Origin of the sequence: Clostridium sp. Ade.TY (genome assembly GCF_000498355.1) — a bacterium.
In the GTDB taxonomy this organism is placed as follows: Bacteria; Bacillota; Clostridia; order Clostridiales; family Clostridiaceae; genus Clostridium.
Map to the genome: position 1 here is coordinate 64,579 of NZ_AVSV01000003.1, position 17,543 is coordinate 82,121.

Genomic DNA, 17,543 nt, shown 5'->3' on the forward strand with positions numbered 1-17,543 from the left:
TCGAAAGGGGAATGAAAAATGGGATTTTTCGGAACTAGTAAAGACATGGGTATAGATTTAGGAACTGCTAATACTCTTGTATTTGTTAAGGGTAAAGGTGTAGTGCTTAGAGAGCCTTCAGTTGTAGCTATAAATAGCACAACAAGAAAGCCACTTGCAGTTGGTACAGAAGCAAAGATGATGATTGGTAGAACACCAGGAAACATAGTTGCAATAAGACCACTTAGAGATGGTGTTATTGCAGATTTTGATGTTGCTCATACAATGATTAAATCATTAATAGAAAAAGCAGCAAGTAAGAGTGCTTTTAAAGCACCAAGAATAATAGTATGTTATCCATCAGGAGTAACAGAAGTTGAAAAGAGAGCTATTGAAGAAGCTACTAAACTTGCAGGAGCAAGAGAAGTTATACTTATGGAAGAACCAATGGCAGCAGCAATTGGAGCAGGACTTCCAGTAAGTGAACCAACAGGAAGCATGATTGTTGATATCGGAGGCGGTACAACTGAAGTTGCTATTATTTCACTTGGTGGAATAGTTACAAGCAAATCATTAAGAGTTGCTGGTGATGAATTAGATCAATCAATAATTGCTTATGTTAAAAAAGAATTTAACTTAATGATTGGTGAAAGAACAGCTGAACAAGTTAAAATGGAAATAGGATCAGCTTATAAAGTTGATGAAGAAGAAAAAGTTATGGAAATTAAAGGTAGAGACTTAGTTACAGGACTACCAAAGGTTATAGAAATAACAGAATCTCAAGTTAGAGAAGCTTTAAAAGAGCCTGTATATGCAATAATAGAATCAATAAAGACAACTCTTGAAAAAACACCGCCAGAACTTGCAGCAGATATAATGGAAAAAGGAATAATGTTAGCTGGTGGAGGTGCTATGCTTAAAGGATTAGATATTCTAATAACTAAAGAAACTAATATGCCTGTACATATAGCTGAAACTCCATTAGACTGTGTTGTTTTAGGAGCAGGAAAAGCCTTAGAAGATTTTGACAAAATAAGCAAGGAAGACAGATAAGAGCATGAAGCGTCTTAATAACAAACTGACAGTTACTATAATAGTGCTGTCAGTTACATTTTTAGGATTAATTATTTTTACATTTAATGAACCAGACAAAGGTGTAGTAGAAAGTGGTGCAGGAGCTGCTTTGAATCCAATACAAAAAATTGCGTATACAGTTAATACAAAAGTTAAAGATTTTGTAGACTTGTGTTTGAATTTTTCAACAGTAAAAGAAGAAAATAAGAGTCTTACACAAGAAAATGCTAATCTTAAAAAAGAGATATTATCATATTCTGGATTAAAGTCAGAAAATGATCAATTAAGAAAAGTATTAAAATTTAAAGACTCAAGAGATAATTATGATTATATTGCTACAAATATAATTGGATATAGTGGTGGAAACATATTAGATGGATATATTGTAGATAAAGGTAAAAATGATGGAATAGAAAAAGGTATGATAGTTATAGCAGCTGATGGATTAGTAGGCCAAGTAACATCAGTTGGTAGTAACTGGTCAATAATAAAGACTATTTTAAATGAGGATGTCGCTGTTAGTGTTAAAGTTACTAGAACTAAGGAAAATACAGGTATACTTAGAAGTTATAGAGAATCAGCAGACAAGTCAATAGTTAAAGTCGAAAACTTACCAATGAATTCAGATGTAAAGCCAGGAGATACAGTTGTTACATCAGGACTTGGGCAAATATATCCAAAAGATATAATGGTTGGTACTGTTAAATCAGTAGAAGAAGACAAGGTAAATGTAATGAAAAATGCTGTTATAGAACCAACTGTTAATTTTAATAAACTTGAAGAATTATTTATTGTAGTTCCAAAAGATAAACGTGATATTAAATATTAAGAGGTGATGATATGAAAAAATTAATTTTAGTTTTAATATCTATACTCTTACTTATACTAGATAACTCTTTAATGCCTTTTTTTAGTATATATGGGGCATTTCCTAGTTTATTATTTATATTTGCGGTTATTTATTCACTTATAAATGGTTATGGAGAAGCACTATTTATAGGTGCTGTAAGTGGTATATTACAAGATATATTTTTTTCAAATGGAATTGGGGTAAATGCTTTAGTTAACATGGTTATATGCTTAATAGTTGCTTACATAGGAAATGGAATTTTTAAAAGTAAAAAGATTGTTCCTGTAGCAACAGTATTTGGCGCAACTATAGTAAAGCATTTAGTTGTATTTGTAATAATGCATTTACTTGGCATTAGTGCTGAGATAAATAATATTATAATAGTAGCATTATACAATTCAGCAATAGCATTTATAGCATATAAGTATGTTTTAAAACTTTCAAACACTGAAGATGTGAATGATAAATGGAGGTTTAGATGATAGTTAACAAGCCAAAACAAAAAAAGAAAAAACTTTCCAGATATACAGTTCTTGCCATAATAATGGTTATAATATTTTCAGCTATATGTGTTAGGTTAGCATACTTACAAGTTTATAAGCATGATGATTATGAAGATAGGGCAAATCAAAATGCTGTTAGATTTATTGCTGAGAAAGCACCAAGAGGTGAAATATTAGATAAGAATGGAAATGTACTTGCAACAAATAAGCAAACTTATACATTAACATATACTACAACTGATAATGCACAGAAGAACTTCTATAAAACAATGGATACAATTTTTGCTATTCTTAAGGAAAATGGAGAATCTGTTCAAGATGATTTATTACTTAAAATAGATGATAAAGGCAAATTCTATTTTGCTTATAAAAGTTCATCACCAGATGCACAACAGTATGAAAAACTTAGATTCCTAAAAGATAGAGGAATGAATGAAGAAATACAAAAACAGTTAAATATTAAGAGTGATGATTTAACTGATGATCAAATATCTCAAATTGATAAAGAGTTAATTAATGTAACTCCAGAACAAGCTTTTTATTACTTAGTAAAGAGTTATGATATGATAAGTCTTGTTAATCCAAACCCAACAAAAGAACAAAAACAGCAATATCAAAATATGACAGGGAAAGAATTAGCAGATTTAATTTTAAAATCTTATTCATTAAATGATATAAGAAACTATATGGTTGTAAAAGATGCAATAAAAATGCAAAGTTTTAAAGGATATAAATCTGTAACTATTGCAAGTAATATAAAAAAGGATACAGCCTTTATAATTTATCAAAAACTTAATGATTTACCAGGGATAGGTGTTGAACTTCAACCAGTTAGAGAATATCCATATGGAAAGTTAGGTTCAGCTGTACTTGGATATGTTGGACAAATTGATAGTTCTTTAGAAGAAGACTATAAATTAAAAGGATATGATCCTTCAACAGATCTTATAGGTAAGGCTGGTATTGAATCTGCATTTGAAGATGAATTAAAAGGTGTTAAGGGTGGTAAGACGGTTAAAGTTAACTCAGAAGGTAGAATTACAGAAGAGTTATTTAAATTATCATCTTATCCAGGTAATAATGTAAACTTAACAATTGATAAAAATGTACAATATGCAATGCAACAAGCATTAAAAGATACTATAGATAAGGTTAGAACAAGCACTTCTGACTCAAGTGGGAATTCCTTCCCAAATGCAACTAGGGGAGCAGCTTTAGCAGTAGATGTAAAAACTGGAAAAATAATTGCGCTTACAAGCTATCCGGATTTTGATCCAAATATTTTTGCAATTCCAGGTCAACTTACAAAGCAACAAACAGAAGAGTATTTTTCACCTGATCTTGAAAAGTTTGGTAAAGAACTTATAAAGAAAACAGGAGTACATAAATCAGTTAATGATTTATTCCCGAAAGATAAGAATGGATATAGAACTGATCCATATGATTTATATCCAAAGCCATTTTATAATTATGCAACACTTGGTACATTACCTCCAGGATCAATATTTAAGCCATTAACTGCAATCGCAGGGCTTCAAGAAGGAGTAATAAAGCCAGATACAGTTGTAAATGCTACTGGTAAATTTAATGTACATCCCGAAACATTTGGTAAAAGTTTTGGACCTGTATGTTGGATATATCCAGGATCACATGGACCTACAAATGTTGAAAAAGCACTAGAGGTTTCATGTAACTTCTACTTCTATGAAACAGCTTATAGATTATATATGAAAGCTGGAGGAGATGCTAATAGACCAGAATCATTAAATGCTATTGCAAAATATGCATGGAAGTTTGGACTTGGAGTTGATCCAAATAGTAAAGCAAATCCATCAACAGGAATAGAAATAGAAGAAAATACAAGTGGTCAAACTTATAATTTCCAAAGCTTTAAAGAAAGTATAATCGGATTATCAAACTTTGAACTTGCTGGATATTTAGAAAATGAAACACCAAAGGGATCAGCACTTGCAAGTTATAGAGGAATGTCATCATTTATTCCATTTGACTTTACATTTAGTGATGATGATAGTGATAAAGTAAAAGAATTAAAGACAGACTTAAAAGCAAAAATTAAAAATAGATTCGAAGAAGTATATGTAAATAAAAATGCTATGAATCAAGACCAATTTGCATTAAGTATATTACCTGATGTAAAAGGAATAATGCAAAATTCAGATAAATATAAAGCAAATGTTAAAAATTATGAAAATAAATACAATAAAAAAGCTAATTTAGATGAACAAGCATCATTAGTATCAAATGCCATTGCAAGATTTGTTGTTGTTGATAAATCAGCAGAAATGACATCACCAGGTCAGCTTATTTATTCAGCTATAGGGCAAGGTATTAACCACTATACACCACTTCAACTTGCAGCATATATTTCAACGATTGCAAATGGTGGAACAAGATATGCACTTCATTTAGTAGATAGTGTTACAGATCCTAATGGAAATGTTGTTGAAAAATTCGAACCAAAAGTATTAGATCATATCGATATAAGTAAATCAACATTAGCCGCAGTTAAAGAAGGTATGAGAAGAGCCAATGATGCTGATGAAGGTACAGCTGCTTCAGTATTTAATTCATTCCCAATACCAACAGCAGGTAAAACAGGTACTGCGGATTATTCAAATGACCAAAGAAATTATGGAAGATCTCCATATGCAACTTATGTCAGCTTTGCTCCAGTTGATAATCCACAAATTGCTTTTGTAGGCGTTATATATGATGGAGGTCACGGATCTTTTACAGCTCCAGTTGCAAAGGCTACTTATGAAGCTTACTTTAAAGATGAAATACTTAAAAAGTATCCAGAGTATGCAAAGAGCTCAGGTTCTTTTAAGAAATATGTAACTGATGCACCAAAAGATAATAGTGCTGAGGCTATGAAAGAGGCAGAGAAAAAAGAAGCCGATAAGAAAAAGGCTGATGAAAAGAAAAAAGAGGATACTAAAAACAAAGATGCAACAAAAAAAGATGTAGATTCTAATAGTAATTAAAGTATATTTTGAATAAATAAATTTAAATAACACTTATGTTATACATAAGTGTTATTTTTTCTTTAAGAAATAAAGTAAAACTACAAATACTTACATTTTAATGATATAATATTAAAAGGACTTTTATTCTAATTTGTAGAATAATGTTTATAGTGACAAAGATTGGTGGAGGGAAACCAATGATGGATGATAGAATAATTATAAAAGGCAACAAAGATGGTCTAAGTGCCGTTATAAATATGAATAAATTCAGCGGTTTTGAAGAAATGCTAGAATTACTTATAGAGAAGCTATCAAAAGGAAAGCGTTTTTATAAAAATTCTACTCTTACAATAAGCACTAATTTAAGCTTGATAAATGAAAAAGAGTTAATACACTTAAAAAATGTCCTATTTGATGAAATAGAGATAAAGGATATTATACTACAAGAAGAACTTATTAAGGATAAAGAAAAAGATAAGAGAACTTTTTCAGGAGTTTATGAGGGGAAAACAAAATTTTTAAGAAAAACAGTAAGAAGTGGTCAGTGTGTAAAGTATAATGGTAATATTGTTATTGTTGGGGATGTTAATAGTGGAGCCGAAGTTATAGTTACTGGTAACATAATTGTTTTAGGCAATATAAAAGGAAATGTTAGTGCTGGATCTAGTGGTAATAGAAAAGCTATAATTGCAGCTTTTAGTCTTCAACCAGAAATATTGAAAATTGCAGATGCTATAGCTTTATCACCAGATTCACAAAAGCCTGAGTATCCTGAAGTTGCAAAAATAAAGGATGGGGCTATAATTGTAGAGCCATACTTACCAAACAAATATATATAATTAAATAAAAATCATGGAGGGATTGTTTAATGGGAGTATCTATTGTAATTACATCAGGAAAAGGTGGAGTAGGTAAAACTACAACAACAGCTAACCTTGGTACTGCATTAGCCGCACTTGGAAAAAGAGTTGTTGTTGTTGACGGAGATACAGGACTAAGAAATTTAGACGTATTAATGGGATTAGAGAATAGAATTGTATACACTATAATAGATGTTATTGAAGGAAGATGTAGATTAAAGCAAGCTTTAATTAAAGATAAAAGATTTCCAAATCTTTGTTTACTTCCAACAGCTCAAACAAAAGATAAAGATGATATAAGCCCACAACAAATGCTTAAAATAATAAAAGAATTAAAAGATGAGTTTGAGTATGTATTAATAGATTCACCTGCTGGTATTGAGCAAGGTTTTGAAAACTCAGTAATAGGAGCTGATAAAGCAGTAGTTGTGGTAAATCCAGAAATAACATCAGTTAGAGATGCAGATAGAGTAATTGGAAAACTTGATGCTAAAGGATTAGAAGACCACTCTGTTATAGTTAATAGATTAAATTTTGCTATGACTCAAAGAGGGGACATGCTTGATGTAAGCGATATAATTGAAACACTTTCAATTGAACTTTTAGGAGTTGTTCCAGATGATAAAGATATAACTGTCTCAACAAATAAAGGTGAACCTATTGTTTTAGAAGAATCAGCAAGAGCTGGTGAAGCTTTCAGAAATATTGCTAAAAGAATAACTGGTGAAACTGTTCCATTTATGAATTTAAATGAAGAACCACAAGGATTCTTTGGGTCTTTAATGAAGTTATTTAAACGTAAATAGGGGGTATTTAGATATGGGGTTCTTTAGTAGTTTAACAAATAGTAAACCTAAACCAAAAGATATAGCTAAAGATAGACTAAAGCTTATACTTATTCACGATAGAGGAAATATTCCAACAGAAACTTTAGAAAAAATAAGATTAGAAATATTGGAAGTTCTTTCAAAGTATATAGAAATAGCTGCGGAAGATGTTGAAATATCAGTTAGCAAAAGTGATATTGAAGAAGGAGAAGCTAGTTCAGCTTTAATAGCTAATATACCTATTAAAAATATAAGAGGACAATAGTTTATCTATCTGATTATTTAGCTTGATGGTATTTAAGGAAAAATATTAGAATATAATAATAGATAAATATAAATATATAAAAAACTGTATACTAATTATGTGTACAGTTTTTTAGTGTTAATACATAAATTTATATATTAAGATTTTATTATTTTTTACTTTAGAGAATGAATTAATATAGAGAATAAATTGATAATGAGATATAATTAAAATACATGTTTTTAGGAGGTGAATACCTTGTTAAGAGGAGATTTGCTATTTGATAAGAGAGAAAGTTCATATAGTAGATATAAGCTTGATTTCAAGAAAATTAGAGATATAGATAAGTTATTACTTTTATCTATGGTTTTACTAGTTTTATTTGGTATATTGAACATATATTTAGCAACAAAAGGAAAAACAGGTGGAACATTATATCCAATGAAACAAACAATATGGTTTATTGTTTCGCTATTAGTACTTTACATATTTATGGCAGTAGATTATAGAGTATTATATAACTATGTGCCTATATTTTACTGGGGTTCGGTAATATTACTTATTGCAACAATGTTCTTAGGTTCAGTTGTAAATGGAGCTAGAGGTTGGATTAAATTAGGTCCAGTTTCGATACAAGCATCTGAAATAGCTAAGTTTGGTATGATACTTATGCTTGCAAGAAAATTAGAAGAAATGGATATGCAAATAAATAATTTGAAAAATTTCTTCACTCTTGTTTTTTATGCAGCTGTACCAGTATTATTTATAGTAATACAACCAGATATGGGAATGACTATGGTTTCATTCTTTATAGTTTTAGGAATATTTTATGTTGCAGGTCTTGATACAAAGGTAATTGGTGGTGGACTTTTAGCTTTAGTTGTTGGAATTCTTATAGTTTGGAATTCAGGTCTTATACAAGACTATCAAAAAACAAGAATTACATCTTTTATGAATCCAGAAGCTAATATGGCTGGTTCTGGATATCACTTAAGTCAATCACTTATAGCTATAGGTTCAGGTGGTGTTTTAGGTAGCAGACCATCGATGACAAATGATGGAACATCAGGATATGCGGCGCAGCATGTTCCAGAAGTTCAAACAGACTTTATATTTTCAGCAATAGCAGAACACTGGGGCTTTATAGGAGTTATCTTCCTATTAACTTTATATGGAATATTGATATTTAGAATGATAGCAATAGCAAGGACCTCAAAAGATATTTTTGGTTCTATAATATGTGTTGGTATAATATCATATTTCTTATTTGCTATATTACAAAATATAGGAATGACAATTGGACTTTTACCTATAACTGGTATAACATTACCTCTTATAAGTTATGGAGGTAGTTCACTTTTAACTACAATTATGTCGATTGGATTAGTTTTAAATGTAGGAATGAGAAGAAAGAAAATAAGATTTTAATTTTAAAATAGAAAGATGGTTTTTGAATATAGTTCAAAAACTATCTTTTTTTATTCATAAAAATATAAAATTAAAATAATAAAAATTTATATAAGAAAACTTGTTTGTATATTTTGAAAATTTTAGAAACTAATTAAAGTAGTAAAAGTTTTTTGTAAAAATATATAAATGAAAGGTTAAATTATAGGTTGGATAATTTATAGATAGAGAAAAATTTTTATATAAATACAGTAGAATTTCGATAGAATTGTTAAGAATTTTATATGGATAAAAAAGGGAAATGAAAATATAATGAAAACGTAATCAAAATTAAACAATTTGAATTTTATATGGAGGGGTTAATATGGTAAAGGTTAAGAAGTTAGTTGCTATGGCAATGGCTACAATGATGATTGGTGGAATACTTACAGGTTGTGGTGGAGATAAAGCAACTGGAGGAGCTGCATCAGGAGAAGGGGATCCAGTAAAAGTAGGAGTTTGTCTATATAAATTTGATGATACTTATATTTCAACAGTTCGTCAAAGCTTAGAAAAAATTCAATCAGAAAATTCAGGAAAAGTTGAATTTGAGTTTGTTGATGGTAAGGGTGACCAAGCAACTCAAAATGATAGTATTGATACATTATTACAAAAAGATGTTGATCTTTTAATGGTTAATTTAGTTGATACAGGAGCTGCACAAGCAGTTATAGATAAAATAAAGGGTGAAGAAGTTCCGGTTGTATTATTTAACAGAGAACCAGCAGCAGATGCTATAAAGTCATATGATAAAGCAATGTTTGTTGGAACAAATGCGAAAGAAGCTGGAGTTTTACAAGGAAAAATACTAGAAAAAGAATGGAAAGCAAATAAAGCTTTAGATAAAAATGGTGATGGAGTAATGCAATATGTAATGTTACAAGGTGAACCTGATAATCCAGAGGCTATAGCTAGAACTGAGTACTCAGTATCAACAATAAAAGATGCTGGAATAAAAGTTAAACAAGTAGCTCACCAAGTTTGTAACTGGGATCAAGCATTAGCTCAAAATGCTATGGAAGCATGGCTTTCAAGATATAATGATGAAATTGAAGTTGTAATTGCAAATAATGATGGTATGGCTCAAGGTGCTATAGCAGCTCTTCAAGCTCAAGGATATAACAATGGAGATGAAAAGAAGACAATTCCAGTAGTTGGAGTTGATGCTACAGCGGCAGCTCAAGATTTAATTTCAAAAAATTTCATGACAGGTTCAGTTCTTCAAGATGCGCCAGCTATGGCAAAAGCACTTTATGAGTGTGGAATAAACTTAGCTGAAGGTAAGAGTGGAATTGAAGGAACTGATTACAAATTTGATGATTCAGGTGTAGCAGTTCGTATTCCATATCAAGAATATACTAACAAGAAATAGTTTGTTATAAAATTCAAAATATATAAGTAAAATTAAGGTTGCACTGCATTAGAGTAATAATGTAGTGCAACTTAAAATAAGCAAAAAAGTAGGTGAAAGCAAGAGTTATGGAAAAATCAAAGTATATATTAGATATGACGAACATATGCAAAAGCTTTCCAGGAGTAAAGGCTTTAGACAATGTACAACTTAAAGTTAGACCAGGTACTGTACATGCTCTAATGGGGGAAAATGGAGCAGGTAAATCAACTTTAATGAAATGTTTATTCGGTGTTTATATAGAAGATGAAGGAAAAATTTTAATAGAAGGGAAAGAATGCAAATTCTCAAACCCAAAACAAGCAATGGAAAATGGTGTATCAATGGTTCACCAAGAATTAAATCAAGTTCTTCAAAGAGATGTAATGGATAATATTTGGCTTGGAAGATATCCGGGAAAAGGTGGCTTTGTAAGTCAAAAAATAATGTATGAAGAAACTAAAAAAATCTTTGATGATTTAGGAATAGATGTAGATCCAAGAGTAAAGATGGCAAAACTTTCAGTATCACAAAGACAAATGGTTGAAATTGCAAAGGCAGCTTCTTATAATGCAAAAATATTAGTTCTTGATGAGCCAACATCATCATTAACTCAAGAAGAAGTTGATCACCTTTTTAAAATAATAAATAAATTAAGAAAAAAAGGATGCGGAATTATTTATATATCTCATAAGATGGAAGAAATACTTAAAATATCTGATGATGTAACAATAATGAGAGATGGAAAATGGATAGATACTATACCAGCTAAAAATTTAACTACAGATAAAATAATAAAGCTTATGGTTGGTCGTGATTTAACACATCGTTTCCCACCAAAAACTAATGAACCAAGTGAAGTTATATTAGAAGTTAAAAATCTAACTGGTACTTATCAACCTTCCGTAGTTGATGCTTCTTTTAAGCTTAGGAAGGGTGAAATTTTAGGGGTAGCAGGACTTGTAGGTTCTAAAAGGACAGAGCTTCTTGAAACAATATTTGGAATCGCTCACCATAATGAAGGAGAAATTATTTTACATGGAAAAAAAGTTAATAACAAAGATTCAAGAACAGCTATAAAAAATGGCTTTGCATTATTAACTGAAGAGCGTAGAGCAACTGGAATCTTTGGAGGACTTGATATAAAGTTTAATGCTACTATTGCTAACATAGATAATTATAGTAAAAGTGGTATGCTTAACAATAAACAAATGTCAGATGATACTAAGTGGGTTATTGACAGTATGAGAGTTAAGACACCTAATCAAAAAACTCAAATTAGAACATTATCAGGTGGAAACCAACAAAAAGTAATTATAGGAAGATGGCTTTTAACTAATCCAGAAATACTTTTATTAGATGAGCCTACTAGGGGGATTGATGTTGGTGCAAAATATGAAATATATCAGTTAATTATAGACTTAGCTAACAAAGGAAAGGGAATAATAGTTGTTTCTTCTGAGATGCCAGAGCTTATTGGTATTTGTGATAGAATACTTGTTATGTCAAATGGAAGAGTAGCTGGAATAGAAGATACAGATAAACTTAATCAAGAAAAAATTATGGAACTTGCAGCTAAGTACATTTAGAGTGGGGTGGAGTTTATGGAGAACGTTAAAAACAGTAATTTTAATAAAGAAAAATTTAAAACCTTTATGGTTAATTATGCCTTATATATAGTACTTGCAATGATGATTGTATTCTTTGTAATAAAGGAACCATCATTCTTATCATTTAAAAATCTTACTAATATTTTAAGCCAAGCATCAACTCGTGGTATTTTAGCACTTGGGGTTGCAGGACTTATAGTATTGCAAGGAACTGATCTTTCAGCTGGACGTATTTTAGGATTCACAGCAATAATTTCAGCTTCTTTATTACAATCTTCAACATATGCAGCAAGGATGTATCCAGACTTACCAATTTTACCATTAGTAGTGCCATTACTTGCCGCAATAGTAATTGGAGGAATATTTGGAGCAATAAATGGTTTTGGAGTGGCCAAGCTTAAAGTACATGCATTTATTATAACACTTGGTACTCAGCTTATTGCATATGGTGCGTCATGTCTTTATATAGATAGACCACCACTAGGAGCTCAACCTGTAGCTAACTTAGATCAAAGGTATGTAAATTTAGTAACTGGTTCATTAAAACTTGGACCAATAGAAATACCTTATTTAATATTTTATTTAGCAATAATTGCTTTAATAATGTGGTTTATTTGGAATAAAACAAAACTTGGTAAAAATATGTTTGCTATAGGTGGAAATCCAGAAGCTGCTGCAGTATCAGGAGTTAACTTAGCTAAAAATATAATGATTATATTTATAATATCAGGTATGCTTTATGGTATTGCAGGATTCTTAGAAGCTGCAAGAGCAGGTTCAACAACTACAAGTACTGGATTCAACTATGAACTTGATGCAATATCAGCATGTGTTGTTGGTGGAGTTTCATTTACAGGTGGAGTAGGAACAATTCCTGGAGTTTTAATAGGAACAGTATTACTTCAAGTTATAAACTATGGATTAAACTTTATAGGAGTTAATGCTTACTGGCAATTTATAATTAGAGGATTAATTATAATAGTTGCAGTTTCACTTGATGTAAGAAAATATTTAGCTAAAAAATAATTGAGGTGTATTGTATGGAAAATGAAAAGGTTATAGATGAAAATTTAGAAAAAGATGTAGAAAAGAAACCAAAACAAAATCTTAGAGATTCAATATATAAAAACATTGATATACCTTTAAAAACTATGGATAAATTTATAACTATATTATTAGTGTTACTTGGATTCGCATTATTTTTAGGAATAGCACTTTAATTTTAAAATTAAGCTATACTACAGTAAATTGTAGTATAGCTTTTTATTTTTAGATTTTATATTGAAGTATTTATGTTATAATGAGATAATCTTAAACGAGGGATAATTTGTATTTTTAAACAATTTATACAAGAAATATGGGGTGGGGTATGAATTTATATAAGGTACTAATAGTTGATGATGAAGAAGAAATTCGTCAAGGTATTATAAAGAAGATTGATTGGGAAACTTATGGATTTAAAATTGTTGGTGATGCTGAAAATGGTGAAGATGCATTAGAAAAAGCTGAAAAACTTCAGCCTGATATTGTAATGACAGATATAAAAATGCCATTTATGAATGGATTAGAACTTGGAGAAAAGTTAAAAGATATAATGCCATCTACTAAAATAATAATATTTTCAGGATCAGATGATTTTGAATATGCTAAAAAAGCAATAAAAATTAATGCTTTAAGTTATGTTTTAAAACCTATAAATTCAATAGAATTAATTGAGGTTTTAAAAAACTTAAAAAAACAAATAGATGAAGAATATGATGAAAAGAAAAATATAGAAAAATTAAATAAATACTATGAAGAAAGCTTGCCATTATTTAAAGAAAAGTTTTTAGTTGGTTCTATAGAAGGAAGAGTCAGATTTAAAACTTGGAAAGAGGAAGCAAAAAATATAGGATTAAACTTTTGTTCAGATTTTTATGTTGTATCTGTTATTCATTGTGATAATTATATTAATGAAGAGTCAGAGAAAATATTTGAGGAAGAGGAGTTTAAATATATATCAATTAAAAATATATGTGATGATAGTATAGAAGAATATTGTGAATATGAAAGTTTTATTTATTCAGGATTAGTAGTTGTAATTGGTAAGCTTAAAAATAAAGATGATGTTTATAAATTTATTAAAGGTATAAATGAAGTATGTAATAGAGCGGAACGTATTATGGATATGAAAGTATCAGCAGGTATTGGGAGTGTATTAAAGGATTTTAATGAAATAAGATTTTCTTATAAAGAAGCAAAAAATGCACTTCATTATAGATTAATACTTGGTACTGGAAAAGGTATTTATATAGAAGATGTTGAGCCTGATAGTGGAGCTAATATTCAATTTGATGAAAATGATGAAAGAATTTTAATAAATACAATAAAAATAAAATCTGCTAAAGATATAGAAGAAATAGTGAATGGATTATTTAAAAAGCTAGAAGAATTACTTTTACCATTTAATCATTACAATATTTATTTAATAGAAATAACTACAGGATTATTAAAACTTGTTAAAGCATATAACTTAAATATAGATGAAGTATTTGGTGAAAATTTTAATTGCTATAATCATTTAGATAAATTTGAATCAATAGAAAGTGTAAAGACTTGGTTTATAGAAAAGTCTATTGCAATAAATAAACTTATAAAGAGAGAAAGAGTTGATTCATCTAAACTTCTTATAGAAAAAGCTAAGCAGTATATACATGATAACTATAGTGATAGTGAAATATCAGTTGAAAAGCTTTGTAAACATTTGCATGTGAGTCCAACTTATTTTTCAACTATTTTTAAGAAAGAGACTAAATATAGTTTTATAAATTATTTAACATCAGTACGTTTAGAACAAGCAGTTAATCTCTTAAACACAACTGATTATAAATCTTATATTATAGCAGAAAAGGTTGGATATCCAGAGGCTAACTATTTTAGCTATGTATTTAAAAAACAATATGGAGTACCTCCATCTAAATATAGAAGTAGGTAGGTACAAAATATGAAGTTTAAAAATTTAAGCTTTAAGAATTTTTATAAAAATAAAAGTTTAAAATATATAATATCTATTTCTTTTACTATTATAACTGTTTTAGCTATAGTGACTTTAGGTCAAGTATTATATATTAAATTTGTAAAAATAAATGAAAATCTTATATCTCAAAGTAATAAGGCTATTGTGAATCAAGTTAATTTAAATCTAGATAGTTACTTAAGAAATATAATGAGAATATCAGATGGAATTTATTATAATGTAATAAAAAAATCTGATTTGGAAGTTGATAATATAGATAAAGAAATGAACTTAATATATGAAACGAACAAAGATTATCTTGTGAGTATGACTCTTTTTTCAAAATATGGAGAAGTAATAAATAGTTATCCACTTAAAGAGTTAAAGAAATCTATAAACACTAGAGAAAATGAATGGTTTATAAATGCAATAAATAAAAAGGAAAATTTACACTTTTCAACACCACATGTACAAAATATTTTTATTGATTCAAGCAATAACTATAGATGGGTTGTATCATTAAGTAGAGCGGTTGAATTAAATTTTGGTGGCGAAATAAGCCAAGGTGTTCTTCTTGTTGATATGAATTTTAGTGGTATTGAACAAATATTTAAAAATATTAATATTAGTAAATCAGGATATGTATATCTTATGGATGGGAAGGGTGAAATAATATATCATCCTAGACAGCAACTTATATATTCTGATTTAATAAGTGAAAACAATAATATTGCAAAAGATTATGAAGACGGAACTATAAAAGAGAACTTTAATGGAGAAAATAGATTAGTCACTTTAAAAACTGTAGGATATACTGGATGGAAAATTGTTGCTGTTACTCCTATGACTGATGTTATAAATAGTTATAGTCATATGAGAATATTTACTATATTTATTCTTTTCTTTGGAATATTAGTTTTAACTATTATAAATATAGTTGTATCATCACGTATTACTAATCCTATAATAAGGCTTGAAAGAAAAGTTAAAAAGTTTGAAGAAGGAATTAGAAATATTGATTTTTCGACAGAAGTTGGATCTTATGAAGTAAAACACCTTGGAAAAGCTATAAATTCTATGGTTAAACAGATGGATTTACTAATGGATAATATAGTTAAAGATCAAGAAATAAAGAGGAAGACCGAATTAGATGCTCTTCAAGCTCAGATAAATCCACACTTTTTATATAATACTTTAGATTCTATAGTATGGATGATAGAAAGTGAAAGATATGATGGTGCAACTACAATGGTTATATCGTTAGCAAGATTTTTTAGAATAAGTTTAAGTAAAGGAAGAAACGTTATAACTTTAAGAGATGAACTTTTACATGTTGAAAATTACTTAACAATACAAAATATACGTTATAAAAATAGATTCAACTATAAGGTTGAAGGAGAAGAGGATATATTAGAGTGTGCAAGTATAAAACTTATAGTACAACCTTTAGTTGAAAATGCAATATATCATGGTATGGAATTTATGGATGGAGACGGTGAAATATTAGTAAAAGCATATAAAAATAATAATAAAATAAGTATAGATGTAATAGATAATGGTCTTGGTATGCCAGAAGAAGTGGTTGAAACTTTACTTAATGGAAATAACAAAAGAAAAGCAAAGGGATCAGGTATAGGTTTAAGAAATGTCAATGAAAGAATAAAATTGTATTTTGGAAATGAATATGGATTAGAAATATTTAGTGAACCTGATGAAGGAACAACTATAAGAATAAATCTTCCGATAATTAATTATAAAGATTATGAAATAAGAGAGGGTAATAAATATGAGGAGAATTAATAGGAAGGTTCTAATTATATTTCTATCAGTATTAGCTATTGTCTTTTCTATAGTTATTTTCAATTATTTAAATTTAGATAATAATAAGGATGATACATTAAAAATTTCTTATATAAGTATGGAAGAGAAAAGTGAAAGTTTAAAGTTTGTAAGTCAAGGAATTGAACAAGCTGAAAAAGATATGAAGGTTAAAGTTAATATATGTACTTTAACTGATGATAATAAAATAGAAAATCAAAGAAAGTTACTAAAAAGAGAAATGAAAAATGGTGCAGATTCTATAATAATAGCACCGATAGATTATAAAGAACTTTCATCTGATATCGAAGCTGTAAATGAGATAATTCCAGTTATATTAATTGATTCTAAAATTCAGTTTGATAAAAAAATTATTACTGTATCAGCTGATAATTATAGTATAGGTAAAAGCTTAGGGGAAGAGATACTTAAAAATGGAAATACTAGAAGTACTATAGGGATAATTGAAAAAGATATTAATTGTAGTAGTTTTGATGAAATTAGGTCTGGCTTTATGGATGAAATGAAATACAGTAAAAATAAATGTATAAATATAAGAGTTGGAAATGACAAAGAAAACTTTTATAGGCAAATAGAGAAATATATAAAAGATAAAAAGGTAAATGTTTTAGTTTCATTTAATGATGATGTTTTAGAAACAATTGCAGAAATTAAAGAAAATATTTATAAAAATGAAGGGGAAAAAATAAAAACTGAAATTTATGGAGTTGGAAGAACTGATAAAATATTAGGGTATGTTGAAAATGAAATAATAGATGGAACTATAGTAAAGAATGAGTTTAATGCTGGATATTTAGCAGTTGAAATTGCAAAAGATAGGGTGAAAAATAAAGGTGAAAATAAGGAAGAGGCAAAAATAGATTTCTTAGTAATAAATAAAAGAAATATGTATTTAGAAAATAATCAGAAATTAATTTTTCCGTTCATTGGTTAAATAAG

Annotated in this window: 15 protein-coding genes; all 15 read left to right on the plus strand. The window is 28.8% G+C overall.

Annotated features, from left to right (window positions below):
• Window positions 1–18: 18 nt before the first annotated feature.
• Window positions 19–1,032: a rod shape-determining protein gene (locus tag O212_RS0100975; RefSeq protein ID WP_024613306.1), complete on the plus strand. Its 1,014-nt coding sequence runs from the start codon at window positions 19–21 to the stop codon at window positions 1,030–1,032.
• 4 nt (window positions 1,033–1,036) lie between these two features.
• Window positions 1,037–1,882 carry a rod shape-determining protein MreC gene (mreC, locus tag O212_RS0100980; protein WP_024613307.1) on the plus strand — a complete coding sequence of 282 codons (846 nt, stop codon included), beginning with the start codon at window positions 1,037–1,039 and terminating at the stop codon, window positions 1,880–1,882.
• Window positions 1,883–1,893: 11 nt separating this feature from the next.
• Window positions 1,894–2,385: a rod shape-determining protein MreD gene (gene mreD / locus O212_RS0100985; protein WP_024613308.1), complete on the plus strand. Its 492-nt coding sequence runs from the start codon at window positions 1,894–1,896 to the stop codon at window positions 2,383–2,385.
• Entirely contained in the window at window positions 2,382–5,411 is a 3,030-nt protein-coding gene (locus tag O212_RS0100990; RefSeq protein ID WP_024613309.1) for a penicillin-binding transpeptidase domain-containing protein, read from the plus strand. Before mreD ends, O212_RS0100990 begins: the two co-directional genes overlap by 4 nt.
• A 179-nt stretch (window positions 5,412–5,590) precedes the next feature.
• A complete protein-coding gene (gene minC / locus O212_RS0100995; protein WP_024613310.1) occupies window positions 5,591–6,232 on the plus strand; it encodes a septum site-determining protein MinC in 642 nt (213 codons plus the stop codon).
• A gap of 29 nt (window positions 6,233–6,261) precedes the next feature.
• The gene (minD, locus tag O212_RS0101000; protein ID WP_024613311.1) at window positions 6,262–7,059 is read left to right on the plus strand and encodes a septum site-determining protein MinD; all 798 of its coding nucleotides are present in this window, start codon (window positions 6,262–6,264) and stop codon (window positions 7,057–7,059) included.
• Between the two features lie 13 nt (window positions 7,060–7,072).
• Window positions 7,073–7,345: a cell division topological specificity factor MinE gene (gene minE / locus O212_RS0101005; RefSeq protein WP_024613312.1), complete on the plus strand. Its 273-nt coding sequence runs from the start codon at window positions 7,073–7,075 to the stop codon at window positions 7,343–7,345.
• 237 nt (window positions 7,346–7,582) lie between these two features.
• Window positions 7,583–8,752, plus strand: a complete 1,170-nt coding sequence (rodA, locus tag O212_RS0101010) for a rod shape-determining protein RodA (RefSeq protein WP_024613313.1) — start codon at window positions 7,583–7,585, stop codon at window positions 8,750–8,752.
• Window positions 8,753–9,095: 343 nt separating this feature from the next.
• On the plus strand, window positions 9,096–10,142 hold the full coding sequence (locus O212_RS0101015; RefSeq protein WP_024613314.1) for a galactose ABC transporter substrate-binding protein: 1,047 nt from the start codon (window positions 9,096–9,098) through the stop codon (window positions 10,140–10,142).
• A 107-nt stretch (window positions 10,143–10,249) separates the two neighbouring features.
• Window positions 10,250–11,749: a galactose/methyl galactoside ABC transporter ATP-binding protein MglA gene (mglA, locus tag O212_RS0101020; protein WP_024613315.1), complete on the plus strand. Its 1,500-nt coding sequence runs from the start codon at window positions 10,250–10,252 to the stop codon at window positions 11,747–11,749.
• A 15-nt stretch (window positions 11,750–11,764) separates the two neighbouring features.
• On the plus strand, window positions 11,765–12,796 hold the full coding sequence (mglC, locus tag O212_RS0101025) for a galactose/methyl galactoside ABC transporter permease MglC (RefSeq protein WP_024613316.1): 1,032 nt from the start codon (window positions 11,765–11,767) through the stop codon (window positions 12,794–12,796).
• 14 nt (window positions 12,797–12,810) lie between these two features.
• Window positions 12,811–12,990 carry a hypothetical protein gene (locus O212_RS0101030; RefSeq protein WP_024613317.1) on the plus strand — a complete coding sequence of 60 codons (180 nt, stop codon included), beginning with the start codon at window positions 12,811–12,813 and terminating at the stop codon, window positions 12,988–12,990.
• Window positions 12,991–13,139: 149 nt separating this feature from the next.
• Window positions 13,140–14,744, plus strand: a complete 1,605-nt coding sequence (locus tag O212_RS0101035) for a response regulator (RefSeq protein ID WP_024613318.1) — start codon at window positions 13,140–13,142, stop codon at window positions 14,742–14,744.
• A gap of 9 nt (window positions 14,745–14,753) precedes the next feature.
• Window positions 14,754–16,565, plus strand: a complete 1,812-nt coding sequence (locus tag O212_RS0101040; protein WP_024613319.1) for a sensor histidine kinase — start codon at window positions 14,754–14,756, stop codon at window positions 16,563–16,565.
• Complete coding sequence (locus O212_RS0101045) at window positions 16,552–17,538, plus strand: substrate-binding domain-containing protein (protein WP_024613320.1); 987 nt, start codon at window positions 16,552–16,554, stop codon at window positions 17,536–17,538. The genes O212_RS0101040 and O212_RS0101045 overlap by 14 nt, the downstream gene beginning before the upstream one ends.
• Window positions 17,539–17,543: the final 5 nt, after the last annotated feature.